Here is a 23,037-nt window from a genome sequence, read left to right on the forward strand (position 1 = left end):
CGCTACTAAGGCAGGTGCGTCGTCACCACTCGGCCCGCGGCGCCAGGACCCGCAGCATCGCGGCCAGCGCGCCGTGGGAGGGGTCGACCTGCGGTGAGGCGTGGCGGCGCGGCCACGGGTTGGGCGCGCACCCGTACAGGGAGATGCTCTGCTGGACCATGACGGGGGCGGGCCGCCCGGGGCCGGGGCACTCGCGGTGGCCGTGCCCCAGGGCATGGCCGACCTCGTGGTTGATGAGGTACTCGCGGTAGGTGGCCAGGTCGCGGCCGTAGGAGGCCGCGCCGCGCGCCCAGCGGGCGGCGTTGATGACGGCGCGGCTGCCCTGCCAGCACGACAGGCGCAGCCCGACGTCCAGGGGTCGGCAGTGGCGGCGGGCGACGGCGGGGCTGGTCAGGGAGACGCGCAGCTCGACGGGCTCGCTGTCCACGCGCTGGAATCCGACGGGCCAGCCGCGCGGGTCGGTGAGGATGCGGTGCACGTCGCGGGCGAACTCCTGCGGGGTGAAGGGCAGCCCTTTTTCGACCTCGACGAGGTAGCGGACGGGAAGGTGGCGGTGGTGGCGGGGCGCCTCGGTGCCGGGGGCGGTCAGGTAGCGGCCCGAGGCTCGGGTGGGAACGGCGCGGACGGCCGGCTGCAGGCGCCCGCTGACCACCAGAGGCGGGCCCGAGGGCTGTTTGCCCTGGGCCTTCTCGGGTGCGGGCGCCGCCACAGGGGGCGGCGCCGGCGCGCCGCGGGTGACGAGCGCGAGGGTGAGAGCGGAGGTCAGCAGGACGGCCAGTGCGGTACCGGCGTGGTGGCGGGCGCGTGAAGGGGGTCGCCTGTGTGATCCCATACCCGCACAGTAACTGTTTCGTCGCCCGCGGTGATGGGAGGTTGGGGTTTACGGTCCGTCACGATCAGGCGTAGTGGCGCGCTTCGATGACGTTGCGGTCGGGATCGGTGAAGTAGACGGTCTCGGGGGCCAGGCCGCGGGCGCCGAAGGAGTCCTTCATGGTCAGGGGGGTGGGGATGCCCAGGGCGGCCAGGCGCTCCTTCAGCGCGAGGTAGCCGTCGCGGTCGAGGCTGAGGCACAGGTGGTTGACGGGGTGGCCGGCGCTGCCCTGCGCCGCGGCGTCCATCCCGGGCGCCAGGCTCAGGGGCATGAGGTCGATGATGGTCCCGGCCGAGACGCGGACGCTGGGAAAGGGCGCGGTACCCTCGCGGAACTCCGCCAGCCGCAGCGGCGCGAGCCCCAGGACGGTGCCGTAGAACTCCGCGGAGCGCAGCGGGTCGGCGACCCACAGGACGATGTGGTCCAGTTCGATGCTCATGGCGATCATCGTGTCATTCCCCGGCCGGCCCCGCCCACCGTGCGAGGGTGGGCGTTATGAGGGAGATGTTCCGCATCGGGGGCGAGATACCCGTAGGACGGCTGGGTTTCGGAGCGATGCGCCTGACGACGGAGCCGGGACCGCAGCGGCAGGCTTCGATCGCGGTGGCGCGGCGCGCGGTGGAGCTGGGCGTGACGCTCATCGACACCGCGCACCTGTACGGGTGGGGTGCCAACGAGGAACTGCTGGCCGAGGCGCTGCACCCGTACCCGCCGGAGCTGCTCATCGCCACGAAGGTGGGGGTGGCGCCGCCGGGGCCAGACGGGGACGCCGACCTGTGCGGGCGGCCGGAGTTCCTGCGCGAGCAGGTCGATGAAGGGCTGCGGCGGCTGCGCGTGGAGCGGCTGGATCTGCTGCAGCTGCACCGGGTGGACCCGAAGGTTCCGTTGGCCGACCAGGTCGGGACGCTGCGCGATATGCGGGACCAGGGGAAGATCGGCCACATCGGGCTGTCGGAGGTGACCGTCGAGCAGCTGGCCGAGGCGCGCGGCATCGTCGAGGTGGCCAGCGTGCAGAACCGCTACAGCGTGCTCGACCGCGAGTACGAGGCGGTGCTCCAGGCGTGCGGCGAGGCGGGGATCGCGTTCCTGCCGTGGCGGCCGGTGCATCCCGCCGCCTCCCAGGGCGCGGACGAGATCACCGCGGTGGCGGGCGAGCTGGGCGCCACGGCCGCGCAGGTGGCTCTGGCGTGGCTGCTGGCGCGCTCTCCGGTCGTGCTGCCGATTCCGGGCACCGCCTCGCTGGAGCATCTGGAGGAGAACGTCGCCGCCGCGGATCTGCGGTTGAGCCAGGAGCAGTACCGGCGGTTGGAGCGGCTGGCCGCACCGCCGGTTTGACCTTCAAGCTGGTTGAACGCCCACAATCACGTCCATGCAAGAGCCGGACGGGTTGATGAGCATCGGGGTGTTCGCGCGCAGGGTGGGGCTGGCGCCCAGCGCGCTGCGGTTCTACGACGACTGCGGGCTGCTGGCCCCGGCCCGGGTGGACGCGGCGACCGGATACCGCCACTACGCGCCCGAGCAGGAGGAGCGGGCCGTGCTGGTGCGGCGCCTGCGGGACGCCGGGATGCCGCTGCCGGACGCCTCGGTGGTCCTCGACGGGTCCGCCGAGGAGGCGCGTGCCGTGCTGCGGCGGCACGCGGAGCGGACCCGCGAGTCCGCCCGCGCCGCCCAGGAGGTGATCGGTGAGTTGCTGGGCGCTCTGCCCGGCGGCGGTGACGCGTCGTGCGCCCGGCTCGGCGGGCCCGAGCTGGCCCGCGCCGTCCGCCAGGTGGCGGCGGCCGTGGCCCGCGGCGCCGATCTCGGCCGTTTTCCCGTCCTGGGGTGCGTGCTGCTGGAACTCGACGGCCACGAGGTGCGGCTGGCCGCCACCGACCGCTACCGCCTGGCCGTGCGCACGTTGCGCGCCTTCTCTTCCACCGGCGGCCCCCGCCATGCCCTCGTGCCCTCCGAGGAGCTGAACGAGGCCGTCTCCTGGCTCCTGCCGCGCCCCGAGATCGGCCTCGAACTCGACGGCCGGCGCGTTCTCCTCCATGACGGCTCCCAGCAAAGGGCCCTGTCCGTCCGCGACGAGGTCTTCCCCTCCTACCGGATGCTCCTGGACGCCCTTCCTCCCGTCCGCCACCGCATCATCACCGCCCGCGAGCCCCTGGCCGCCCTCCTGCGCGCGCCTTCCGCATCTGCCTCCGGTGAGGCAGTCGAGGCCGTCTGCGTACAGGCGGACAGTGAAGGACGGCTCGCGGTGGGCGATACGGAGCTGCCCGCGGTGTGCACGGGGCCTGCGGTGCGGGCGCATTTCGACCCCCGGGTGCTGCTGCCGGCCTTGGAGGCGAGCGTGGGCCCCGACGTTCTGCTGGAGATCTCCGCCGCCGACCAGCCCGTGGTGGTCCGCTCCGCCGACCAGGGCAGCTTCACCACGCTGGTCATGCCCGTCCACCACCGAAAGGAAGACCGTGAATCCTGACAACCCCGTAGTGGCGCTGTGCTCCCAAGGCATGCAGGCCGAGGCCGAAGGCCGCGACGACGACGCCCGTGATCTCTTCCTCCAGGCGTGGAAGAACGCCTCCGACGACTACGAGGCGTGCATCGCGGCCCACTACCTTGCCCGTCACCAGCCCACCGCGCACGACACCCTGCACTGGAACCGCGAGTGCCTGGAGCGCGCGGACCGCGTGGCCGACGACCGCGTCAAGGGCTTCTACGCCTCCCTGCACCTGAACATGGCCCACTCCCACCGCGACCTTGGCGCGCCCGAAGAGGCACGCGCCCACTTCGCCCTGGCCGCCGAGCGCCTGGCCGACGTCCCGCCCGGCCCCTACGCCGACGGGATCCGGATCGCGGCCGCCGAAGGGCTGCGCGCCTGCGGAGCGCTCACACCCTCCCCCGCGGCCGACCTCCTGGACACCCTGGCCGCCGCCCTGTGCGAGCGCCGCGACCTGAAATCCCTGTCCCTGCTGCTGCCTCCGCTGCTGGGCGACACCGGCACCTCCGAGGACCGCCTCCGCCTCACCACGGCCCTGCACACCCTCCACGCCGCCCGCGCCCTGCCCGACTCCGAGCAGGACCTCCTCCGCCGGGCCGTCACCGCCCTCACCTGAGCTCCCGCGGGACGCCTTCGGCGATCTCGTGCCGGCGGGAGGCGTCCCAGGGGCTGCTCCATTCGAGTTCGTCGAGAAGCCAGTCCAAGACGCTGCCGGTGAAGCCCCAGATGTGCCCGCTGTCGAGCAGGAACCCCGGTCCCGCCCAGTAATCCCCGTACGTGACGGTCGTGCGGTTCTCGGGGTCCACCAGGTGGCTTCGCGGCACCCAGTGCGTCGAGTGGGTCTCGTGATCGTGCCGGTGCTGCGCCAGGTGGCTTCGGGCGTCTCCCGCCCAGGCCAGCACCGGGGTGACGACGTTCGCGCTCGCCTCCAGCGCCAGGGCCGGCAGCGTGCCGAGTACGTGCCCCTGGTCGAGGACCACTCCGGTCTCCTCGCGGCATTCTCGGATCGCGGCCGTGACCGGTGTCTCCTCCGGGTCGATGCCGCCGCCGGGGAAGGCGAACTCGCCCGGGTGGTGGCGCAGTGTCAAGGAGCGCCGCAGGAGCAGGAAGGCGACATCGCCGGCGATCGGCCTGGCCAGCACCATCACGGCGCTCGCGCGCATCGCGCGGTGGTGCTGCGGCGTTGCGAGCGGCAGACCGTCCCAGCCCCACCGGCGCCTTCCGGCACCTTCGATGAGTCCGCCCAGCTGTTTCCGGGCGCTGATCGCCACCTCTGTCATCCTGCCTCCATCCGGTCGTGTCGGTGCCCCGGGCGGGCACCCGGGTCAACGGGACACGCTCTGCCCTGCCTGGGGGGTGGAGGGCTCCGGTGCCGGGCCGGTCGTCCCCGTGCGGTCGGTGAAGCGGTGCCGGTATGACGTGGGCGTGGTCGCGTAGTGGGCCGTGAAGTTCTGCCGGAAGGTCACGGCGCTGGCGAAGCCGCACGCCGCGGAGATGCGGGTGATGCTCCAGGTGGTGGTCTCCAGCAGGCGGCGGGCCTCGTCGAGCCTGCGGGTGAGGATCCACTTGGCGGGGCTCATGCCGGTCGTCTCGTAGAAGCGGCGGGAGAAGTTGCGCGTGCTCATGCACGCGTGGGCGGCGAGTTCGGTGACGGACAGCCGCCGGTCCAGGTTGGCCAGCGCCCAGGTGATCGTGTCGCCGATGGGCCCGGCGGCGTTGCCGGGGAGGGGCCGGTCGATGTACTGGGCCTGGTCGCCCTCCCGGTGGGGCGCGATGACGAGATGGCGGGCGATGGTGGCGGCGGCCGCCGATCCCAGCCTGTCGCGGACGAGGTGGAGGCAGGCGTCGAGCCCCGAGGCCGTGCCGGCCGAGGTGAGCACGTCGCCGTGGTCGAGGTAGAGGGCGTCCGCGTGCACGTCCACGGCGGGGTGGCGTTCGGCCAGCCGCGCCGCCGAGGCCCAGTGGGTGGCGACCGCGCGCCCGTCGAGCACGCCGCTGGCCGCCACGGGGAACGCGCCCAGGCAGAGCCCGACGATCCCTGATCCGCGGGCGTGCGCGGCCCGGATCAAGGCGATGAGCCCGTCGTCCGGTTCGGGGAGGTCGGTGGGCCAGGAAGGGAAGATGATCAGATCGGCCGCGTCCACCGCGTCCGGCCCGGCGAGGTCGCCGAGCACGATCCCCTCCGAGGTGCGGACCGCACGCGCGTCCGCGCTCCACACCGCGGTGGCCCATCCCGGGGCCAGCTCCTGCCGGGCGACTTCACCGAACACCAGCAGGGGCGCGGCGAGATGGAACGCGGTGATCCCGTCGAAGGCGTGAACGGCGATGCGCATGCTGTCCTGATCTCATCGATTATCTGCTTTTCTGCCACTCACTGTAGCCCCCGCGGTCCGATGAGGATGAAGTCCACGGCGACGACCGCGCCGTGCCCGCCGAGCACAGGAGAGTCCGTTGAACGCCCCTCGCCGAGCCCTTGTCCTCATCGACGTGCAGCAGGAGTACTTCGATGGTCCGCTGAACGTCCAGTACCCGCCCCGCGACGCGTCGCTGGCCCGCATCCTGCACGCCCTGGACGCCGCGGCCCGGGTGGACATGCCCGTCGTCTCCGTCCAGCACGAGTTTCCCGAAGGGGCCCCGGTCTTCGCGGCCGGCTCGGCCGGCTGGAAACTCCACCCCGAGGTGGAACGCCGCGTCGGCCCGACGGCCAAGCGGGTGACCAAGAGCTTCTCCGACATCTTCGCCTCCACCGGCCTGGCCGCGTGGTTCCGGGAGAACGAGATCGACACCCTGACCCTGGTCGGCTACATGACGAACAACTGCGTCCTGTCCACCGCGGCCGCGGCCGAGCCCCTGGGACTCGCGATCGAGGTGCTCTCCGACGCGACCGGCGCCATCCACCTGGCCAACGAGGCCGGAACCGCCTCCGCGCGGCAGGTCCACGAGACCCTGATGGCGCTGCTGCACTCGAACTGGGCCGCGGTCACCACCACCGACGCCTGGACGTCGGCCGTCACCAAGGAGGACGGCCTCGCCAAGAGCGACCTCGTCACCTCGGCCACGCAGGGCCGAGCCGCTCACTGACGGCGCCTTCCACCGGGTGAGAGCGCCACGCGTCCGGGATGAGCCCGTGGCGCTCCCACCCCGGGCGGGCCGCCGGGGTTTGCATCTTGTACCCGGGTACGGGCTTACCGTCGCAGTTGAGGGGCCGTCAGGCGGCTCGGAGACGGGGTGGGTGATGTGCGGATCTGGGTGCGGGTGCGGTTCGGTCGGCGGGGCGCCGGTGGGGGTGCCGGTCGCGTGCACGCTGCCGGCCGGGGCGATACGGGCCCGGCTGGGTGAGTTCGAGGAGCTGTTCGCTCGGGCGCTGACGGACTGGAAGCGGGAGCCGCTGCTGTTGCGGCTGGAGTTCGGTCAAGGGGCTGAGGAGCAGGTACGGGGACTTTTCGCCGCCGAGGCCGAATGCTGCGCGTTTCTGGGCTTCCAGGTGGAGAGCGGCGGTGGTGAGGGGCTGGTGGTGACGGTGACGGCGCCACCGGAGGCGGGTGCCGCGCTGGACGGGCTCCAAGGGCTTGCCGAAGGCCGGGTCTCCACTGGGCAGGCGGCTTCCGGGTGGCCGCGGTGAGCGGATACGAGGGTCTGCGGTCGGGCGAGCTCGCCGCGGCGGCGGGGGTGAACGCCCAGACGCTGCGTTACTACGAGCGGCGGGGGCTGCTCGCCGAGCCGGAGCGGACGCTGGGCGGGCACCGCCTGTACCCGGCCGAGGCCGTCACCGTGCTGCGCGTGATCAAGGCCGCGCAGCGGCTGGGATTCACCTTGGAGGAGGTCGCCGGTCTTCTGGAGACCGCCGGGCACCGCCACCGCGGCGACGGTCTGGCCGAACGCGCCCGGCTCAAGCTGATCGAGGTGGAAGAGCGCATCGCGGACCTGACCGTCGTCGCGGGCGCTCTGCGGCAGACGATCGAAGCGGGCTGCGCCGACCTGGTGGGGTGCGCTCAGGCCGACTGCTGCCCGATCCCCTTCACTCCCCCGGCCGGCCCGCACCGCCGCACTGATCCCTCGGAGGACCGCTCGTGAAGGGGTCGATGTCGTTGACGGCCGGGACGGGACCGGGCGCGCTGGCGTGCGCGGCGTGCTGCGCGCTGCCGGTCCTGTTCGCCGCCGGGATGCCGTCGGGCACCGGTGCCGCCGTTCTGGCCGATCGGGTGCCGCTGGACGCCGTGATCCTGGCGGTGACGGCCGTTGCGGTCTCCGCCTTCGCGGCTTGGCGGCCCGGGTGCGGCGTCGGCGGCTTGATCTTCGAGTCGACTTGAGGGCCTACCCTGTGCGCATGGCCGCCATGGGGATCTCCCGGCTCGCGGAGTGCAAGGGAGGCGGCCTTGAACGACGCCTCGTGCACTCCGATCCCGGCGGCTGACGATCCCCGTACCGGCCCCCTGCCCGACCGAAGGACCCGCCTGCTGTGACCGTCGCCCGCTCCATCGTCTTGTTCCTCGCCGCCGCCCTGTTCGAGATCGGGGGCGCCTGGCTCGTCTGGCAGGGTGTCCGGGAACACCGCGGCTGGCTGTGGGCGGGTGCGGGCGTCATCGCGCTCGGCGTCTACGGGTTCGTCGCCACCCTCCAGCCCGATGCGAACTTCGGCCGCATCCTCGCCGCCTACGGCGGTGTCTTCGTCGCCAGCTCCCTGGCCTGGGGCATGGTCGCCGACGGATTCAGGCCCGACCGGTGGGATATCGTCGGCGCCCTCGTCTGCCTGGTGGGCGTCGCGGTCATCATGTACGCGCCCCGCACCTGAACCTTCCCGGCAGCCCTCCCGCCCATCGCGGCGGCAGTCCGCGAGCCACTGGCGCACAGCGCCTCTTGTAACCGGTGTTACATTCTCACCTGTGTCTGATGTTGATGCGGCGGGCCGGTGGCTCGTGTTCGTGGTGAAGGTACCGGCGGAGCCGTCGCGGTTCCGGGTGGCGGTGTGGCGTGAGCTGCGCAAGGTCGGGGCGCTGTCGCTCGGCCAGGGGGTGTGGGCGGTGCCGGACGTGCCGGTGTTCGCCGACGGGATCGCGCGGGCCCGGGAGATGACCGGCAAGGGCGGCGGGCAGTTCGTGACGCTGGTCGCGTCCGGCCGCGACGGCGAGGACGGCGAACGGCTGCGGGAGATGTTCACCGCGGCCCGGTCGGCGGACTGGACGGAGTTCCTGGCCGACTGCGGCAAGTTCGAGGCCGAGCTGGCCAAGGAGATCGCCATCGGCAAGTTCACCCTGGCCGAACTGGAGGAAGAGGAGCAGTCGCTGGAGCGGCTGCGGCGCTGGCACCGCGACCTGACCGCGCGCGACGTGTTCGGCGCCCCGGAGACCGGCGAGGCCGCCCGGCGGCTGCGGGAGTGCGCGGCCGCGTGCGAGGACTACGCCGAGCGGGTGTTCGCCGCGCTGCACCAGATGCCCGGACCGGTGGAGGAGGAACGGTGACCGGCCGGGCGCGGGCCGCCGCTCCGGCGCGGCAGATGTGGCCGTTGTACGCGGCCGGGTTCACCACGGCGTTCGGCGCGCACGGGATCGCCGCGAACCTGGGCGGGTTCTCTGATGACGCCGTCACCTCCCTGCTGGTCCTGGGCGGTCTGCTCGCCCTGTACGACGGCGCGGAGGTGCTGCTCAAGCCCCTGTTCGGGAGCATCGCCGACCGGATCGGCGCCCGTCCGGTCCTGCTCGGCGGCCTGGTCGCGTTCGCGCTCGCCTCGGCGGCGTACGTCGTGGCCGACGGTCCCGGCTGGTTGTGGGCGGCCCGGCTCGGCCAGGGCGCGGCCGCCTCGGCGTTCTCCCCGTCGGCGTCGGCTCTGGTGGCCCGGTTGAACCCGTCCACCGGGTTGGGGCGCGCGTTCGGCGGTTACGGCTTCTACAAGTCGATCGGTTACACGCTCGGCCCGCTGCTGGGCGGCCTGCTGGTGTGGGCGGGGGGCCTGCGGCTGCTGTTCGCGGTCCTGGCGGTGCTGGGGCTCGCGGTCGCGGTGTGGGCGGCGTGGGCGGTGCCGGCCGTGCCGCCGCTGCCCAAGCAGCGGCAGACGGTCCTCGACCTCGCCCGCCGCCTGGCCGACCCGGCCTTCCTCGCCCCCACCTGCGCGCTGGCCGCCGCCACGGCCGCGCTGTCGGTCGGCGTGGGGTTCCTGCCGGTGTCCGGCCGCGCCGCCGGCCTCGGCACGATCGCCACCGGCGCCGCCGTGTCCGTCCTGGCCGCCTGCGCCGCCGTCGTCCAGCCGCGGGCCGGACGCGCCCTGGACGAAGGCCGCCTGTCCCCCCGGGCCGGGATCCTGGCCGGCCTCCTCGTCACCGCCGCCGGCCTGGCCGCGGCGATGCTGCCCGGACTCCCCGGGATCCTGGCCGCCGCCGTCCTCATCGGCGCCGGGACCGGCCTCATCACCCCGCTCGGCTTCGCCGCCCTGGCCGGACGCACCCCCGCCGAACGCATGGGCCAGACGATGGGCGCCGCCGAACTCGGCCGCGAACTGGGCGACGCCGGCGGCCCCCTGCTCGTCGCGGCCGTCGCCGCGACCGCCACCCTCACCTACGGCTACGCGGCCCTCGCCCTCCTCATCGCCCTCCCGCCCCTGACCGCCCTCCTCCTCCACCGCCGGCCACCCGCCCTCGACCCCTCCCCATGACCGTTCCGGGAATCCGGCACCGGGTGTTCCTTCAGCTCCGGATGCAGTGCGCATCTCCTCCGCCGTGGAGTCCGTCGGGAGAGGTGATGGTCAGCGGTAGGTGCAGGAGCGGGAGGGCGGAAGGCCGGACATGGCGTGGAAGGTGCTCGCGGCATGGGAGGGGCTGGAGAAACCGGCTTCGGCGGCGATGGTGATGAGGTCGTGTCCCTGGGGCGTGAGGTCGGCGGCGCGGAGCATCCTGACCCACAGCCGGTAGCGGCGGAAACCCGTACCGGTCTGGGCGCTGAAGGGGTGTGACCGGGATACGCGGCAAAGGGGCAACGGGATGATCTTGAAGCCCTGAGCGCTCGTCGCCCGTCACCCGTTCGGCTCAGTGTCGTTGGTGGTGATGTTGAGCGTCGTCTGGGGCCTGGGGTGGGTTGTGACATCGATTGAACGGACCGCGTATCCGCGGTTCAAGCGGCTGATCACCGCGCATGAGCTGCATCTGTTCTTCTCGCCGACTCGCGATGAGCTGGAGTGGGCGTCCGATGTCACGGACTGCGATGAGCATCTGCTGGCGCTGCTGCTGATGCTGAAGTCGTACCGGCGCATGGGGTGTTTCCCGGCGCTGGAGGACGTCCCGGAGATGGTGGTGGACTTCGTCCGGCGGGCGGTGGAGCTGCCGGAGGGCACGCTGCCGGTGTACCGGGCGGAGTGGACCGCCAAGCACCACCGGGGCCTGGTCCGCAAGCAGGCCGGCGTGACATACGACCAGGCCAGGGCCCGCGGGATCGTCGAGCAGTCGATCCGCAAGGAGGCCGCGGCGAAGAACCGCCCGGCGGATCTGATCAACATCGCGCTGGAGAAGGTGGTGGAGGCCGGGCTGGAACTGCCCGGGTTCTCGACCTTCGACAAGATGGCCTCGAAAATCCGCACCGAGGTGAACGCCTCGATCTGCACGGGCATCCACGACCGCATGAGCGCCGCGCAGCGGGCGGGGCTCATGCGACTGCTGGAGGACCGCGACAGTGACGGGACGACGCTGTTCAACCGGCTGAAGAAGCCCGCTAAGGGCCCGACCTGGTCGCACTTCAAGAACCTGACCAAGCGTCTGGAATGGCTGGACGGGCTCGGTGACACCGACGTGTGGATGGACGGAGCCGCCGCGGGGAAGGTCACCGACTTCGCCGGGGAGGCGGACGCGGCGGACGCCTCGGAGCTGCGGGACTTCGTCCCCGTCAAACGCATCGCGCTGGTCGCGGCCCTGACGCACAAGGCGCGGATGCGGGTGCGGGACGACCTGGCGATGATGTTCTGCAAGCGTGTGGCGACGAAGATCGGGAACTACCGCACGGTGCTCAAGCACATCGACGAGGGCGGCCCGGCCCAGGAGGCGCTCACGAAGGCCTCGGCCATGACCGCCGAAGTCCGCCAGGCCCTGGACGGTCTGGACGAGGAGGCGCCGGTGGACGAGGTCGCGACGCGGCTGGAGGGCAGGGTCTCCCCGGCGGTCCTCGCCCTGGTGAAGGCTCAGGTGATGCAGGCCGGCGGGTTCGGCGCGGTCACCCGCGCGGTGGACGGCTTCGGCGGATTCGCGAAGCAGTACGAGCAGATCGAGAAGGTCTCCGCCCATCACGGCAACTTCTGGGAAGTGCTGCTGTACGGGCAGATCGGCCGGGACCGGGCGGTGATGTTCGACCTGGCCGACAACGACAAGCTGAAGTTCACCGCGACCAGCGAGGACAGCCGGGTGCTGGACGCCCTCGCGCACGCCCAGCGGCACCAGGCGGCCCGCGGCGAGTACATCACCGCCTTCAACGAGGAGGGCAAGGAGGTCGACATCTCCTTCGCCACCCAGAACTGGCGCAAGGCCGTCCTCGACAAGACCCGGACCGGGCAGTTCGTGCGCAAGCACTTCGAGGCGATGGTCTTCACCGCCCTCGCCGAGGAACTGCGCACCGGCGACGTCGCGGTGGTCGGCTCGGAGGAGTACGCCGACTGGTCCGAGCAGCTGCTGGACTGGGAGATCGTCCAGGAGACGCTGGGATCCTACCTGGTGGAGGTCGGCCTCGCCGAGCCGGGCGAGAGCGCCGAGTTCGACGCGAAGTTCTTCCGCCGGCAGCTGGAGGACAAGCTGCGCGGCGCCGCCGCAGCGGCGGACGCCGGGTACCCGGAGAACGAGAGCCTGGTCATCGATCCAGAGACGGGCATCCCGTCGCTGAAGGCGTTCCGGGCTGACGGCCAGCGGCCCTCGGCGAAGCGGCTGGAGCAGGAGATCAAGGCGAGGATGCCGGAGCGTTCCCTGATGGGGATCGTGGCCCGGACCGCGTACTGGGTGGAGTGGTGGCGCCGTTTCGGCCCGCCGTCGGGCAACGAGCCCAAGCTCACTGACCCCTTGGGCCGCTACGTGATCGTCACGTTCGTCAAGGGCACCAACATGGGGCCGTACGAGGCCGCCCGGCACATCCCCGGCGTGAGCGGACACGAGCTGTCGTACGTCGCCAACAAGCACTTCTCGATCGTGCTGCTGAACGAGGCGGTCGCCGACCTGGTGAACGCGCACGCCCGCCTGGACATCTCACAGGCGTGGGGCGACGGGACCGCCGTCGCGGCGGACGGCACCCACATGGATACCTATCTCGACAACCTGCTCTCCGAGACGAGCGTGCGGTACGGCAAGCCGGGCGGGATCGCCTACCACCATGTCTCGGACACTTACATCGCGCTGTTCACGCACTTCATCCCGTGTGGGTGTGGGAGGCCGTCTACATCATTGAGGGCCTGCTGAAGAACACCAGCGAGGTGCAGCCGACCACGGTGCATGCGGATACGCAGGGCCAGAGTTTCCCTGTCTTTGCGCTCGCCCACCTCCTGGGCTTCGATTTGATGCCCAGGATCAGGAACTGGAAGGAATTGACCTTCTACCGGCCTTCCAGGCAGAGCGAGTACGTGCACATCGACGCCCTTTTCGGCGAGCCGGGCAGGCACGTCATCGACTTCGACCTGATCGAATCCCAGTTCCGGCACCTGATGCGGGTGGCCGTCTCCGTACGCGAGGGCACCATCTCCTCCTCCACCCTGCTCAAGCGCCTGCGCTCGGGGCCGAGGAAGAACGCCACCTACGCCGCCTTCCGCGAGGTCGGCCGCGTGATCCGCACCGTTCAGCTCCTGCGCTACCTCTCGGACGCGCCACTTCGCCGGCGGGTGACCGCGGCGACCAACAAGGTGGAGTCGTTCAACCGGTTCTCCCAGTGGATCGGCTTCGGCAACCGCGGTGTCATCGCCGACAACGACCCCATCGAGCAGGAAAAGGCGATGAAGTTCAACGCCCTGCTCACGAACGCGGTGATCTTCCACAATGCCCTGGACATCGCCGAGATCGTCCGCCAGCTGCTGGAAGAGGGATGGGAGATCGACCCGGAAGACCTGTCGCACATCTCGCCGTACCTGACCGAACACATCAACCGGTTCGGCGAGTACAGCACCCACGAACTCGGCATCCAGCCCGAGGCGTACGACCCGAAACTCGACGTGGACTTCACCCCGCTTCGCGAGCAGGACCTGACCGCCAGCCTCGGCCAGGCTGCCTGAACCGTGAGGAAACTAGCTGGTGACGCCCTTCACGGGCGCGGGCCGGTATACCCCAGAATCCTGCCGCTTCAGTGAAGATCCGACTGCACCTCGGTCAGTCGATGCCTTCGACGATGCGGAAGTCGCGCTCGACGCCATCGGAGAGGGCGACCAGAGCCTCCTGGTAGGCCACACTCTCGCGCGCCGCGACGGCCTGCTCGAAGCTGTCGAACTCGACCAGGACGGTGCGCTCGGCGATTCCGGCGTCATACGCCACGACCCGACCGCCACGGACGAGGGTCCGACCGCCCCAAGGCTGGACGGCCGAACGGGCCAGCTCGTTGTAAGCAGCCAGCTTCTCAGGGTCGGAAATGGTGCGGTAGACGCTGACCCAGTAGCCCTTGGGCATGGAACCTCCGGTGTTGGGATGAGCGCATGTGACTTAGATCAGTGTGCGGAGATCGGCTCGGTGCCGGGTTCAAGGGGCAGGCGGAGCGCCCTGACGGCGAACGAGATGGCGTGGTACCAACCGCAGATCAAGACCAGATCGAGTGCGGCATCTTCATCGGCGACAGCGACCAGGTTCGCCCAGGTGTCGTCGGAGAGGTCAAAGGTCGCATGGAGCTCGTCGACCGCTTCGAGCACGGCACGATCGGTGGTGTGCCAGCAGTCGTCCGTCGGCCTTCCCTTCGCGAGGGACGCGAGCTGCGCCGCGTCGAGTCCCACCTTCTCGGCGAAGCCCGCGACGTGCACAGCCCACTCGTAGTCGGCGCCACACAGCGCGGTGGTCCGGTCGATGACCAGCTCACGCTGGCGCAGAGTGAGAGCGGAGCGCCGAGAGAAGTAATAGCTTCCCCAGCCCGCGATGGAGCGGGCGAGCTCGGGCCGGCGGGCCCACACCCGGAACAGCTGGATGGGGGAATGCCCGAGGAGCTCAAGGGCCTCGCTGGCTCCCGCGCCATAGGGCGGCGAGAGTGGCTCGATGCGAGGCTGCTTCGATTTTAGAGGCATAGCGGGACGCTAACATTGACGCTTCGGAAAGGGAAGCAGATGACACGACCAACACCACTCCCAGGCCGCCGGGTCCGCGGCTCGCACACGGGGCGCCCGATCATGGCGCTCCTGGACCTCTTGGGCCGACGCTGGGCGCTGCGAGTCCTGTGGGAGCTACGGGACGGCTCATCTCCGACCTTCCGCCAGCTCCAGCAACGATGTGGCGGCGTATCATCAAGCGTCCTGGCAGACAGGCTTCGCGAGCTCGGACAGGCCGACCTCGTCGAGCACGCCGGCGAGGGGTACCTGCTCACTGAACAGGGCAGAACCCTTCAAGAATCTCTCGCCCCGCTCGATGCTTGGGCCTCCGGTTGGCGGCCCAAGGCGGCGGACTGACGGCCGTGACGGCAGGACGGGCTCAGTCTCTCCAGTCGACTGGCGCGGGCGGCGCGCCCCTCGGGCAGGCCGACCCGCCGGATCCGGGTCAGTGCCAGGCCCAGCAGCCGGTCGGCGCGGTCGCCCTCGGCGAGCCGGTCGCGGAAGTCGGACAGCACGCTGTGGTGGAAGTCGGGATCTTCCAGCCCCAGGGCAGAAACGCATTCGGGCGGTTACTCGATCGCGGAGACGTATTCACAACTACCGCAGTAAATACCGGATTTACTGCGGCAGAGCCCCTACCGTGATCGTCGCGACCTGCGGCGGGGCATCCCGGCCGACGGAGCGAGGTGTACGCATTTACTGCGGCAGTACCGGAAAGGTGGGACGGCGTGACGATCGAACCAGTGACCGAACTCGGGAACGGGGGCGAGCTCCGGCTGCCGCGCGCCCGGGCGGTGCCGCTGTCCACCCCTCCGTCCACGTACGCCACGGCGGTCGAGCGCTACCTCACCGGCGCGGGCATCGCCAAGTCCTCCGCACGGATCTACCGGATCTCGCTGACGACGTGGGGCTGGATGTTCGCCGGCGAACCGGCGCCGACCGGACCGGCCCGCCGGGGCGCGAAGCCGCCCGCCTTCCCCGTCACCGCGATCGACGACCCGGCGCTGCCGGAGGCGCTCGCCGAGCTGGCGGCAGCGCGAGCGGACGAGATGGACGCCGACACCGTCAACCGGGAGCTGTCCATCGCGCGCAAGGCGATCGGCTGGTTGCAGCGTCAGGGCTGGATTGACGGCGATCCGACGATCGGCATCGAGCGGCGCCCGGCGCCGCCGGACCGCACCAAGGCCCTGGCACAGAACCAGATCGCCGCCCTGTGGCGCCTCGACGTCACGCTGCGGGAGAAGACGCAGTGGAAGATGCTCTACGAGTCCGCCGCACGGGCCGACGAGGTGCTGTGCCTCAACGTGGAAGACCTCTACCCGCAGGACAAGCGAGGGAAGATCACTGCCAAGGGCGGGGCGACCGAGTGGATTCACTGGCAGTCCGGCACCGCCCAGCTACTGCCCCGGCTCATCGCCCGTCGTACGCGCGGCCCGCTGTTCCTCACCGACCGCAAGGCACCGGCCGGAACACCGACGCTCGACGTGTGCCCGGAGACCGGCCGGGCCCGGCTCTCCTACCGCCGCGCTGAGGAGATCTTCGAGGAGAACACCCGGCTGCTGGCCAACCCCCTCGCCTCACCCGATGACATCGAGGACCTGGACGGCTGGACGCTTCACCGGCTCCGGCACAGTGCCCTGACGCACGACGCGGAGGACGGCACCTCCACCCCGATGCTGCTGGCCCGCTCCCGCCACGCCTCAGTCCGCTCCCTGGAGCGATACGCCCGCCCCGGCGTCGACTCAGTCGCCCGACACATTGCCGAACGCGACCCCGCTGCACGCCGCCGCACATAACTCCGAGCAGATCAGGGCTTCAAGATCATCCCGTTGCCCCTTTGCCGTGTATCTCGGTCACACGCCCTGAACAGGTGCTGGAATCCGGAGACGGACAGACCGCACCGAACCGCAAGTGCCTGGGCGGACACTTCAGAGCCGGGTGATGCGAGGAGTAGCCGCGCGGCCTCGCGGGTCCGTTCGCCGACCGGCTCCGGTGCGGTGGGAGCAGCCTGCCGGAGCCACCGTCCGGGATCGTCGAACCGAGTCGGCATGGTCTCGGCGACGTGGTCGAATCCGATGCCGCGGGCGTCCTTACGGACCATCTGGTCGCCGCCCGCGGCCAGATGGTGTTGCAGCCGGGTGGGGAGGGTCAGGTGTTGGGACGTACCCGCAGTACGTCCACCCCGGCCGTGGTGCGCCGGTAGAAGACGATGACGTCCTCGCGCTCCAGGCGGTAGGCGTCGGGGATCCCGGCGTAGGCGAGGCCCGTGGCGGCGTCGCCGGCGAGGTCCATCAGGATCTCCCGCGCGGCCTTGCGGTGGCGTTCGGGCAGGTCGCGCAGTTCATGCTGCACCTGCGGGTCCAAGAACAGGCGTGTCACGTCACAGAGCCGCGAACCACGCGTCGACGGCGTCGGGGCCGTCCAGCTCCACGGTGCCGGGCTGCGGCTGGTGACGCCGCTCCAGCGCCTCCCGCACCTTCCGCTGGTCTTCGCCGTCCTCCAGCTGCTGGAGGCGACGGTACTTGTCCATGGAGATGACCACCGCGGCGTCCGTGCCGCCGTCGTGGACGATGACCTCAGGGCCGCAGAGGGCCCGGCCGACCGCTTCGCTCAGATCGGCCTGCAGGGGGATTCTCTCGGCAGACATGCTCCGCAGCCTACCTTCCACCCGGCTCCTGCGGCAGAGTCTCGATCCCGTGTCCGCAAGGTGCCTGAGATGAGGACGTTGGAGACCGCGCCAAGGCCGTGTTCGCCGCCGCTCACGGCCTCGCCGGCCTCTCCGGGGAGGGTGGCGGTGGAGGGTGGCGGTCCCGTTCAGGCGCGGGTGGCGGGGGCGGCCTGCTCCAGACGGGTGCGCAAGGTGGCGGCGAAGTCCTCGGCCCGCTCCAGCTGCACCCGCAGCTCCTCCACGCGCCGGCATGCGGTCTGCTCGTAGCCGCGCACGCGTTCCAGCAGCGCTGCCCGCTCGGCCTCCGTCACGTCCTCGCCGTCATCGAGGCGGTCGGTGGCCTCCAGCAGGTCGCGCATCTGCTCCAGGGTGAACCCGAGCGGTTTCATGCGGCGGATGACCATCAGACGCTCGACGTCGCGTTCGGTGTAGAGGCGAAAGCCCCCCTGGGATCGGGCGGAGGGGACGACCAGCCCGCTCTCCTCGTAGTGCCGGATGGTGCGCAAGGACAGCTCCGTGCGCGCGGCGACCTCGCCGATCTGCATGTGCCCGCCGTCCAACGCCCTCGCCCCTTTCCCGTACCCCGTCCGCGCCCTGCTCCGGCTCCTCCCGGGACCGCCCGCAGACTCTACCCTAACGTTAGGGTAGAGTCTGCGGTGGCGGAAGCGCGTGCGGGCTTCCGATGCCTGCCGCGCCGGGGCCGACGCCTCCGGCGAAGATCAATTCTTTCAGGGGGAAGCGTGCGCGAGGTCGCCATGCCCGCCGCCGCCTGTCCGCCGTGACACCCCGCCCCGGTTGAGGCCCCGGCCGCGCTCCGCGCTCTCCGGATCCTTCTGCCCTTCCCCGGCGCGGTCCCGCACCCGCGTCTCCCCCGGGGCGCCCGCCCGGCGTCCCGGACGTCTTCCGCACCCGCCCTGGCCGCGAGTGCCTGAGCACGACAGGTCTTCCTCTCCTTGTCCTCTTCCGCTTCCGCCCTGTCCCCGGCCGCGCGTCTGCGCGGCCTGAAGCCCGACTGGCTGTCCGATCCGAAGGTGTGGCGCACCGAGGTGCTGGCCGGCCTGGTGGTCGCGCTCGCGCTGATCCCCGAGGCGATCTCGTTCTCCATCATCGCCGGAGTGGACCCCGCCATCGGGTTGTTCGCCTCCTTCACCATGGCCGTCGTCATCGCCGTCGTCGGCGGGCGGCGCGCGATGATCTCGGCGGCCACCGGTGCCGTCGCCCTGGTCATCGCCCCCCTCAACAACGAGCACGGCCTCGGCCACCTGGTCGCCGCGGTCATCCTCGCCGGCGTCTTCCAGATCGCCCTCGGCGCGGCGGGGGTGGCCAAGCTGATGCGGTTCATCCCCCGCTCGGTGATGGTCGGCTTCGTCAACTCCCTGGCCATCCTCATCTTCATGGCGCAGGTCCCCGAGTTGCGCGACGTGCCCTGGCCGGTCTACCCGCTCATCGCGGGCGGCCTGCTGCTCATGGTGTTCTTCCCGAAGATCACCACGGTGGTGCCCGCGCCGCTGGTGTCGATCGTCGTCCTCACCGTCATCACGATCGGCGCCGGGATCGCGGTGCCGACCGTCGGCGACAAGGGGGAGCTGCCCTCGGCCCTGCCGACACCCGGCCTGCCGGACGTGCCTTTCACCCTCGACACCCTGGTGATCATCGCCCCCTACGCGTTCGCCATGGCGCTGGTCGGGCTCATGGAATCGCTCATGACGGCCAAGCTCGTCGACGACATCACCGACACCCGCTCCAGCAAGACGCGCGAGTCCATCGGCCAGGGCGTCGCCAACATCGTCACCGGCCTCTTCGGCGGCATGGGCGGCTGCGCCATGATCGGCCAGACCATGATCAACGTGAAGGTCTCCGGCGCCCGCACCCGCCTGTCGACCTTCCTGGCCGGAGCCTTCCTGATGGTGCTGTGCATCGTCTTCGGGCCGGTCGTCTCCGACATCCCCATGGCCGCCCTCGTCGCCGTCATGATCATGGTGTCGTTCGCCACGTTCGACTGGCACTCCATCGCGCCCCAGACCTTGAAGCGCATGCCCGCCGGGGAGCTGACCGTCATGGCCGTCACCGTCGCCGTCGTCGTGGCCACCCACAACCTGGCCATCGGTGTGATCGTCGGCTCGCTGACCGCGATGGTGATCTTCGCCAAGCGTGTGGCGCGCCTGGTCGACGTCACCTCCGTCACCGATCCCGACGGCGGCCGCGTCGTCTACGCCGTCACCGGCGAACTCTTCTTCGCCTCCAGCAACGACCTCGTCACCCGCTTCGACTACGCCGGCGATCCCGGGCACGTCACCATCGACCTGACCGACGCCCACATCTGGGACGCCTCCACCGTCGCCGCCCTGGACGCCGTCGAGACCAAGTACGCCCAGCGCGGCAAGACCGTCGAGATCATCGGTCTCAACCCGCCCAGTGCCAAGATGCACGGCGCCCTCAGCGGGGAGCTGGCGGGCGGTCACTGACCGCCGGTCCGCCCGCCGCCTCCAGACCCGGACGGATCAGCAGCCCTTCCCGGCCTTCCCTCCCCGTCCCGCGCAAGGGGAGGGAAGGCCGGGACCGTACAAGCTCCGAACCGAGCCACGCCTACGCCTCGGCGGTCGACCAGGCCACCGCAGCGGTCGGCGGTCGCAACCGGCTCCCGGGCGGCGTCACCGACGCCGAGATCGGTGACGCCCTCACCGCGCTGCGGGGCGTGCGCGCACCGGCGGCCTGGAACCACAACCGCGCCGCCGTCTCCTCCTGGCTCGCCTGGCGCGCTGGCACGCTGGCACGCGAGCAAGAAGCGGTGGGCGGCGCCGTCGGTGCCGGCCGACGCCGCGAGAGCGTCGACCACGCCAGGGCCGTCTCCAAGTCGAAGCCCGGAGCGGTTGCCGTCCCGGCGCGACGTCCCGCTGCGCGACAAGACGCGCTACCGGATGCTGTACGAGATCACCGACCGCGCCACCGAGATCCTCTCCCTCGACGTCGAAGACCTCGATGTGGAGAACCGGCGCGCGCCCCTGTCCTCCCGTCGATTGAGAGCGGGCATGAGGATGAGCGGAGTGAGGGCGGTGCGCAGGGTGGTGCGGTCGGCGAGGGCGCCGATGAGGGGGCCGGCCGGCTTGCCCCTGGAGACGGTCGGCGCTGACCTCGTCAGCGGCAGTCGAGTCGAGCTTCAGTAAAGATCCGACTGGGCCTCGGTCAGTCGAGACCTTCGATGATGCGGAAGTCGCGCTCGAAGCCGTCGGGGATTTCGGCGAGCGCCTCTTGGTAGGCCGCGCTCGCGCGTGCGGCGACGGCCTGTTCGAAGCTGTCGAACTCGATCAGGACGACGCGCTCGGCGATTCCGGCTTCGTGTGCGTCGACCCGGCCGCCGATGCCGGCGAGCACCCGCCCGCCCGCGGCCGCGACGGCTAGACCTGCCAATTCGTTGTAGACATCAAGCCTCTCGGGGTCCTCGATGGTGGGGTAGACACTGACCCAGTAGCCCTTGGGCATGAAACCTCCGGTGTTGGAATGAGTGCATGTGACTTACGGGTTGGTCTCGGGTGGGCGTCGGCGGGCGAGGGCGAGGCTTGTCAGCGTTGTGATCGCCATCGCGGCGACGCCGACCAGGGCCGCGGTGGTGTAGGCGCTGTCGTCGGGGAAGAGGTGGCCGGGGCCGGTGCCCGCGGCGAGGACGAGGCCGCCGATGGCGCTGCCCAGGGAGTACCCGACGCTGCGGACGACGTAGTTGAAGCTCATGGCGCTCGACGTCTCGTTCTTGGGGGTGACGGCCAGGATGACGCCGGGCATCGCGGCCGAGAAGCCGCCGACGCCGAAGCCGAGCACGCCCATCGCCGCGAACAGTTCGGCCAGGTCCGACCGGGCCGCCGCGAACAGGGCGAACCCGCCGCCGACCACGACGGCGCTGCCGGCCAGGAGCAGGGGGTCGGCGATCCGCGTCCGGACCCGCGGCGTGAGCTTGCCGGCGACGAACCCCAGCACCGAGAACGGGATGAGGACCAGCCCGGCGACGAAGGTCGTCAGCCCGAAGCCGTAGCCGGCGCCGTGCGGCGTCTGCGCGTACCGGGTGATGAGCGTGAGCAGGAGGTACATGCCGATCCCGCCGACGAACATGGCGAGGTTCGCCCCGGCGACCGCCGGGTGCCGCACCGCCCGCACATCGACCAGGGGCGTCGCGCTGCGCAGCTCGATGACGGTCCAGACGCAGAGCAGCGCCACCGCGACGACGGCGAGGCCCGCCGCCACGGCGAGGTGCCGGCTCCACAGATTCCGTTCGCCGGCGAGGAACAGCACCAGGACCAGCGCAGCGGCCAGGACGACCGCGCCTGACACGTCCACGCGGGCGCAGCGGCCTTCGGGGGCTTCGGGCATGGAGCGCCACGCGGTCAGGAGGGCGGCGGCGGTGACGACCAGGCCGAGGCCGTAGGCGGCCCGTACTCCGCCGAGCTCGGCGAGCAGTGCGGCCAGCGGGTAGCCGACGCCGGCCCCGATGATCGAGACCACCGAGATCAGGGCGATCACGGCCGCGCCGCGCTCCTCGGGGAGGTGGTCCCGGGCCACGCCCATCATCAGCGCCGTCAGCCCGAGCCCGACGCCCTGGGCCGCCCTGCCGGCCAGCAGCCACGCGAACGGCAGCGGCAGCACGGTGAGCGCGCTGCCGGCGACGACGACCGCCAGCGTGGCGAGGATCGCGGCCCGCCGGTGCGGGCCGGCTCCGAGCCGGCCCAGGACCGGCGTGGCGACGGCGCCGCTGAGCAGCGCGACGGTCAGCGTCCACTGCGCGCTGCCGAGTGAAACGTGGAACGAGGTCGCCACGCTGGTGATGAGCGGCGCCCCGAGGCTGGCGACCGCCGCCACGACCAGAGCGATGAACATCAGGGCGGGGACCAGCAGCCGCGCCTCGGAACGCGCCACCGGGAACGCCTTCACCGCGACCCGCCGACCGGCCGCCCGGTCACTGCTTCGGCTCTTCGCGGTCCTGGCTTTCGAGCTCTGCCAGATGCTTCAGCGCCGGAAGGGCCGCCACCAGCGCCTCGACCTCGTCGCCGGTGAGCTCACCGATCAACCGCTCGAACGCGTGGACGCCCGCCTGGCGCCGCGTCCGGACATAGGAAGCGCCGGCCTCGGTCAGGCACACCAGCGTGACCCGCTTGTCGGACGCGTCGCCCCGCCGCTCGACCAGGCCGGACTCCTCCATCACCCGGACCAGGGCGGTCATCGCGGGCTGAGTGACGCCCTCGACCGCGGCCAGATCGGTGATGCGCCGCGGGCCGGTCCGGTCCAGGGTGGCCAGGGTGGCGGCGGACGTCAGGCTCATGTCCCGGGGCAGGCGTCTTACGGCTCTGGTGGCCAGGCCGTAGAGGGCTGCCCCGATGGCGGCGGACGCGCCAGGATCGGTGTCTTGACGACTCATGCCCGAAGCATAGCAATTTTATATTCATAGTCTATGCAAATGGTCGACTGGCGCCGGCTCTACGGGCGGCGCTCGGGGGCCGAGGGCGGCATCGAGGAGTTCATGGACGGCCACCGCGGGCGCCGGTGCCGCTACCGCGGCCTCGCGAAGACGCACGTCCAGCACGCCCTGACCGCACTCGCGATCAACGGCGAGCGGCTGAGCCTTCAAGAACCCGCCGACGGCCCCTACCGGCTGCGCCCGCCCACGGCGTTCCAGCAGTACCTCGACGAACGAGGACTGCCCCGGCCCCTGCGGTGGAGGCAGGGTCAATGACTCTGAACCTCAAGATTCCCGATGGAGTTGCCCTGGGGACAACAGGCTAATCTCTCCCAAGGGTCCACATCGA

At 71.2% G+C, this 23,037-nt stretch carries 30 protein-coding genes and 1 pseudogene; 16 read left to right on the forward strand and 15 right to left on the reverse strand.

What is annotated here, in order from left to right:
• Positions 1 to 22 precede the first annotated feature (22 nt).
• Together ABD140_RS16640 and ABD140_RS16645 are read right to left on the reverse strand one after the other, a co-directional pair.
• A complete protein-coding gene (locus tag ABD140_RS16640; RefSeq protein ID WP_344241745.1) occupies positions 23 to 832 on the reverse strand; it encodes a DUF3152 domain-containing protein in 810 nt (269 codons plus the stop codon).
• A gap of 64 nt (positions 833 to 896) precedes the next feature.
• Positions 897 to 1,310, reverse strand: a complete 414-nt coding sequence (locus ABD140_RS16645) for a VOC family protein (RefSeq protein ID WP_344241746.1) — start codon at positions 1,308 to 1,310, stop codon at positions 897 to 899.
• 56 nt (positions 1,311 to 1,366) lie between these two features.
• Here ABD140_RS16645 and ABD140_RS16650 point away from each other — a divergent pair, with 56 nt between their 5' ends.
• From ABD140_RS16650 to ABD140_RS16660, 3 genes are read left to right on the forward strand one after another with little or no spacing between them, the layout of a single operon-like run.
• Entirely contained in the window at positions 1,367 to 2,206 is an 840-nt protein-coding gene (locus ABD140_RS16650; RefSeq protein ID WP_344241747.1) for an aldo/keto reductase, read from the forward strand.
• A gap of 34 nt (positions 2,207 to 2,240) precedes the next feature.
• Positions 2,241 to 3,332, forward strand: a complete 1,092-nt coding sequence (locus tag ABD140_RS16655) for a DNA polymerase III subunit beta family protein (RefSeq protein ID WP_344241748.1) — start codon at positions 2,241 to 2,243, stop codon at positions 3,330 to 3,332.
• Complete coding sequence (locus ABD140_RS16660; protein ID WP_344241749.1) at positions 3,322 to 3,966, forward strand: hypothetical protein; 645 nt, start codon at positions 3,322 to 3,324, stop codon at positions 3,964 to 3,966. The genes ABD140_RS16655 and ABD140_RS16660 overlap by 11 nt, the downstream gene beginning before the upstream one ends.
• On the opposite strand, the gene ABD140_RS16665 is transcribed toward ABD140_RS16660, so the two are convergent.
• Together ABD140_RS16665 and ABD140_RS16670 are read right to left on the reverse strand one after the other, a co-directional pair.
• The gene (locus ABD140_RS16665) at positions 3,959 to 4,630 is read right to left on the reverse strand and encodes an NUDIX hydrolase (protein ID WP_344241750.1); all 672 of its coding nucleotides are present in this window, start codon (positions 4,628 to 4,630) and stop codon (positions 3,959 to 3,961) included. The genes ABD140_RS16660 and ABD140_RS16665 overlap by 8 nt on opposite strands.
• A 45-nt stretch (positions 4,631 to 4,675) precedes the next feature.
• Positions 4,676 to 5,683, reverse strand: coding sequence for a GlxA family transcriptional regulator (locus ABD140_RS16670; protein ID WP_344241751.1), 1,008 nt, complete (start codon positions 5,681 to 5,683; stop codon positions 4,676 to 4,678).
• A 118-nt stretch (positions 5,684 to 5,801) separates the two neighbouring features.
• Here ABD140_RS16670 and ABD140_RS16675 point away from each other — a divergent pair, with 118 nt between their 5' ends.
• The 7 genes from ABD140_RS16675 (at position 5,802) to ABD140_RS16705 (ending at position 9,996) form a co-directional block, all read left to right on the forward strand.
• Positions 5,802 to 6,431: an isochorismatase family protein gene (locus ABD140_RS16675; protein ID WP_344241752.1), complete on the forward strand. Its 630-nt coding sequence runs from the start codon at positions 5,802 to 5,804 to the stop codon at positions 6,429 to 6,431.
• Between the two features lie 199 nt (positions 6,432 to 6,630).
• Positions 6,631 to 6,972 (forward strand): hypothetical protein, encoded by a 342-nt coding sequence (locus ABD140_RS16680; protein WP_344241753.1) that lies wholly within the window; start codon positions 6,631 to 6,633, stop codon positions 6,970 to 6,972.
• A complete protein-coding gene (locus ABD140_RS16685) occupies positions 6,969 to 7,424 on the forward strand; it encodes a MerR family transcriptional regulator (RefSeq protein ID WP_344241754.1) in 456 nt (151 codons plus the stop codon). Before ABD140_RS16680 ends, ABD140_RS16685 begins: the two co-directional genes overlap by 4 nt.
• Positions 7,421 to 7,660, forward strand: a complete 240-nt coding sequence (locus ABD140_RS16690) for a hypothetical protein (protein WP_344241755.1) — start codon at positions 7,421 to 7,423, stop codon at positions 7,658 to 7,660. Before ABD140_RS16685 ends, ABD140_RS16690 begins: the two co-directional genes overlap by 4 nt.
• Before the next feature lie 149 nt (positions 7,661 to 7,809).
• Positions 7,810 to 8,142 (forward strand): YnfA family protein, encoded by a 333-nt coding sequence (locus tag ABD140_RS16695; protein WP_344241756.1) that lies wholly within the window; start codon positions 7,810 to 7,812, stop codon positions 8,140 to 8,142.
• Positions 8,143 to 8,233: 91 nt separating this feature from the next.
• Positions 8,234 to 8,809, forward strand: coding sequence for a Chromate resistance protein ChrB (locus tag ABD140_RS16700; RefSeq protein WP_344241757.1), 576 nt, complete (start codon positions 8,234 to 8,236; stop codon positions 8,807 to 8,809).
• A complete protein-coding gene (locus tag ABD140_RS16705; RefSeq protein WP_344241758.1) occupies positions 8,806 to 9,996 on the forward strand; it encodes an MFS transporter in 1,191 nt (396 codons plus the stop codon). Before ABD140_RS16700 ends, ABD140_RS16705 begins: the two co-directional genes overlap by 4 nt.
• Before the next feature lie 90 nt (positions 9,997 to 10,086).
• On the opposite strand, the gene ABD140_RS16710 is transcribed toward ABD140_RS16705, so the two are convergent.
• The gene (locus ABD140_RS16710) at positions 10,087 to 10,317 is read right to left on the reverse strand and encodes a helix-turn-helix domain-containing protein (protein WP_344241759.1); all 231 of its coding nucleotides are present in this window, start codon (positions 10,315 to 10,317) and stop codon (positions 10,087 to 10,089) included.
• A 67-nt stretch (positions 10,318 to 10,384) separates the two neighbouring features.
• Here ABD140_RS16710 and ABD140_RS16715 point away from each other — a divergent pair.
• Positions 10,385 to 13,569, forward strand: a pseudogene (locus ABD140_RS16715) (Tn3 family transposase).
• Positions 13,570 to 13,663: 94 nt separating this feature from the next.
• On the opposite strand, the gene ABD140_RS16720 reads toward ABD140_RS16715, so the two are convergent.
• Both ABD140_RS16720 and ABD140_RS16725 read right to left on the reverse strand, forming a co-directional pair.
• On the reverse strand, positions 13,664 to 13,957 hold the full coding sequence (locus ABD140_RS16720; RefSeq protein WP_344241760.1) for a DUF1330 domain-containing protein: 294 nt from the start codon (positions 13,955 to 13,957) through the stop codon (positions 13,664 to 13,666).
• A 38-nt stretch (positions 13,958 to 13,995) separates the two neighbouring features.
• On the reverse strand, positions 13,996 to 14,559 hold the full coding sequence (locus ABD140_RS16725) for a carboxymuconolactone decarboxylase family protein (RefSeq protein ID WP_344241761.1): 564 nt from the start codon (positions 14,557 to 14,559) through the stop codon (positions 13,996 to 13,998).
• Positions 14,560 to 14,661: 102 nt separating this feature from the next.
• On the opposite strand from ABD140_RS16725, the gene ABD140_RS16730 reads away from it, so the two are divergent.
• Positions 14,662 to 14,937, forward strand: coding sequence for a winged helix-turn-helix transcriptional regulator (locus tag ABD140_RS16730; protein ID WP_199810501.1), 276 nt, complete (start codon positions 14,662 to 14,664; stop codon positions 14,935 to 14,937).
• Here ABD140_RS16730 and ABD140_RS16735 read toward each other — a convergent pair.
• On the reverse strand, positions 14,874 to 15,095 hold the full coding sequence (locus ABD140_RS16735) for a hypothetical protein (protein WP_344241846.1): 222 nt from the start codon (positions 15,093 to 15,095) through the stop codon (positions 14,874 to 14,876). The genes ABD140_RS16730 and ABD140_RS16735 overlap by 64 nt on opposite strands.
• A gap of 213 nt (positions 15,096 to 15,308) precedes the next feature.
• Between ABD140_RS16735 and ABD140_RS16740 the strand changes: the two genes are divergently transcribed.
• On the forward strand, positions 15,309 to 16,376 hold the full coding sequence (locus tag ABD140_RS16740; protein ID WP_344241762.1) for a tyrosine-type recombinase/integrase: 1,068 nt from the start codon (positions 15,309 to 15,311) through the stop codon (positions 16,374 to 16,376).
• Positions 16,377 to 16,728: 352 nt separating this feature from the next.
• Here ABD140_RS16740 and ABD140_RS16745 read toward each other — a convergent pair whose 3' ends face one another.
• The 3 genes from ABD140_RS16745 to ABD140_RS16755 all read right to left on the reverse strand — a co-directional run bounded on the left by ABD140_RS16745 (position 16,729) and on the right by ABD140_RS16755 (position 17,808).
• Positions 16,729 to 16,959: a hypothetical protein gene (locus ABD140_RS16745; protein ID WP_344241763.1), complete on the reverse strand. Its 231-nt coding sequence runs from the start codon at positions 16,957 to 16,959 to the stop codon at positions 16,729 to 16,731.
• Between the two features lies 1 nt (position 16,960).
• The gene (locus tag ABD140_RS16750) at positions 16,961 to 17,227 is read right to left on the reverse strand and encodes a type II toxin-antitoxin system Phd/YefM family antitoxin (RefSeq protein ID WP_344241764.1); all 267 of its coding nucleotides are present in this window, start codon (positions 17,225 to 17,227) and stop codon (positions 16,961 to 16,963) included.
• Positions 17,228 to 17,394: 167 nt separating this feature from the next.
• The gene (locus tag ABD140_RS16755; RefSeq protein ID WP_425544122.1) at positions 17,395 to 17,808 is read right to left on the reverse strand and encodes a MerR family transcriptional regulator; all 414 of its coding nucleotides are present in this window, start codon (positions 17,806 to 17,808) and stop codon (positions 17,395 to 17,397) included.
• Positions 17,809 to 18,240: 432 nt separating this feature from the next.
• Here ABD140_RS16755 and ABD140_RS16760 point away from each other — a divergent pair, with 432 nt between their 5' ends.
• Complete coding sequence (locus tag ABD140_RS16760) at positions 18,241 to 19,713, forward strand: SulP family inorganic anion transporter (protein ID WP_344241843.1); 1,473 nt, start codon at positions 18,241 to 18,243, stop codon at positions 19,711 to 19,713.
• Between the two features lie 121 nt (positions 19,714 to 19,834).
• On the opposite strand, the gene ABD140_RS16765 is transcribed toward ABD140_RS16760, so the two are convergent.
• Positions 19,835 to 20,014, reverse strand: a complete 180-nt coding sequence (locus ABD140_RS16765) for a hypothetical protein (protein ID WP_344241765.1) — start codon at positions 20,012 to 20,014, stop codon at positions 19,835 to 19,837.
• Between the two features lie 152 nt (positions 20,015 to 20,166).
• Here ABD140_RS16765 and ABD140_RS16770 point away from each other — a divergent pair, with 152 nt between their 5' ends.
• Positions 20,167 to 20,412 carry a hypothetical protein gene (locus ABD140_RS16770; protein ID WP_344241766.1) on the forward strand — a complete coding sequence of 82 codons (246 nt, stop codon included), beginning with the start codon at positions 20,167 to 20,169 and terminating at the stop codon, positions 20,410 to 20,412.
• Positions 20,413 to 20,431: 19 nt separating this feature from the next.
• On the opposite strand, the gene ABD140_RS16775 is transcribed toward ABD140_RS16770, so the two are convergent.
• The 3 genes from ABD140_RS16775 to ABD140_RS16785 are packed head-to-tail and all read right to left on the reverse strand — an operon-like array spanning position 20,432 to position 22,649.
• Positions 20,432 to 20,728 (reverse strand): DUF1330 domain-containing protein, encoded by a 297-nt coding sequence (locus ABD140_RS16775; RefSeq protein WP_344241767.1) that lies wholly within the window; start codon positions 20,726 to 20,728, stop codon positions 20,432 to 20,434.
• A 33-nt stretch (positions 20,729 to 20,761) separates the two neighbouring features.
• Positions 20,762 to 22,150, reverse strand: a complete 1,389-nt coding sequence (locus ABD140_RS16780; RefSeq protein ID WP_344241768.1) for an MFS transporter — start codon at positions 22,148 to 22,150, stop codon at positions 20,762 to 20,764.
• Between the two features lie 40 nt (positions 22,151 to 22,190).
• Entirely contained in the window at positions 22,191 to 22,649 is a 459-nt protein-coding gene (locus ABD140_RS16785) for a MarR family winged helix-turn-helix transcriptional regulator (RefSeq protein ID WP_344241769.1), read from the reverse strand.
• A gap of 39 nt (positions 22,650 to 22,688) precedes the next feature.
• Between ABD140_RS16785 and ABD140_RS16790 the strand changes: the two genes are divergently transcribed.
• Positions 22,689 to 22,964 (forward strand): transposase, encoded by a 276-nt coding sequence (locus ABD140_RS16790; RefSeq protein WP_344241770.1) that lies wholly within the window; start codon positions 22,689 to 22,691, stop codon positions 22,962 to 22,964.
• The last annotated feature ends 73 nt before the right edge of the window (positions 22,965 to 23,037 follow it).

This window comes from Actinocorallia libanotica (assembly GCF_039525175.1).
Taxonomy (GTDB): domain Bacteria; phylum Actinomycetota; class Actinomycetes; order Streptosporangiales; family Streptosporangiaceae; genus Actinocorallia; species Actinocorallia libanotica.

Coding starts and splice junctions, on each gene's coding strand:
- ABD140_RS16640 (WP_344241745.1), bottom strand. CDS start 832: ATGGGATCACACAGGCGACCCCCTTCACGCGCCCGCCACCACGCCGGT.
- ABD140_RS16645 (WP_344241746.1), bottom strand. CDS start 1,310: ATGAGCATCGAACTGGACCACATCGTCCTGTGGGTCGCCGACCCGCTG.
- ABD140_RS16650 (WP_344241747.1), top strand. CDS start 1,367: ATGAGGGAGATGTTCCGCATCGGGGGCGAGATACCCGTAGGACGGCTG.
- ABD140_RS16655 (WP_344241748.1), top strand. CDS start 2,241: ATGCAAGAGCCGGACGGGTTGATGAGCATCGGGGTGTTCGCGCGCAGG.
- ABD140_RS16665 (WP_344241750.1), bottom strand. CDS start 4,630: ATGACAGAGGTGGCGATCAGCGCCCGGAAACAGCTGGGCGGACTCATC.
- ABD140_RS16670 (WP_344241751.1), bottom strand. CDS start 5,683: ATGCGCATCGCCGTTCACGCCTTCGACGGGATCACCGCGTTCCATCTC.
- ABD140_RS16720 (WP_344241760.1), bottom strand. CDS start 13,957: ATGCCCAAGGGCTACTGGGTCAGCGTCTACCGCACCATTTCCGACCCT.
- ABD140_RS16725 (WP_344241761.1), bottom strand. CDS start 14,559: ATGCCTCTAAAATCGAAGCAGCCTCGCATCGAGCCACTCTCGCCGCCC.
- ABD140_RS16730 (WP_199810501.1), top strand. CDS start 14,662: ATGGCGCTCCTGGACCTCTTGGGCCGACGCTGGGCGCTGCGAGTCCTG.
- ABD140_RS16750 (WP_344241764.1), bottom strand. CDS start 17,227: ATGTCTGCCGAGAGAATCCCCCTGCAGGCCGATCTGAGCGAAGCGGTC.
- ABD140_RS16770 (WP_344241766.1), top strand. CDS start 20,167: ATGCTGTACGAGATCACCGACCGCGCCACCGAGATCCTCTCCCTCGAC.
- ABD140_RS16775 (WP_344241767.1), bottom strand. CDS start 20,728: ATGCCCAAGGGCTACTGGGTCAGTGTCTACCCCACCATCGAGGACCCC.
- ABD140_RS16785 (WP_344241769.1), bottom strand. CDS start 22,649: ATGAGTCGTCAAGACACCGATCCTGGCGCGTCCGCCGCCATCGGGGCA.
- ABD140_RS16790 (WP_344241770.1), top strand. CDS start 22,689: ATGGTCGACTGGCGCCGGCTCTACGGGCGGCGCTCGGGGGCCGAGGGC.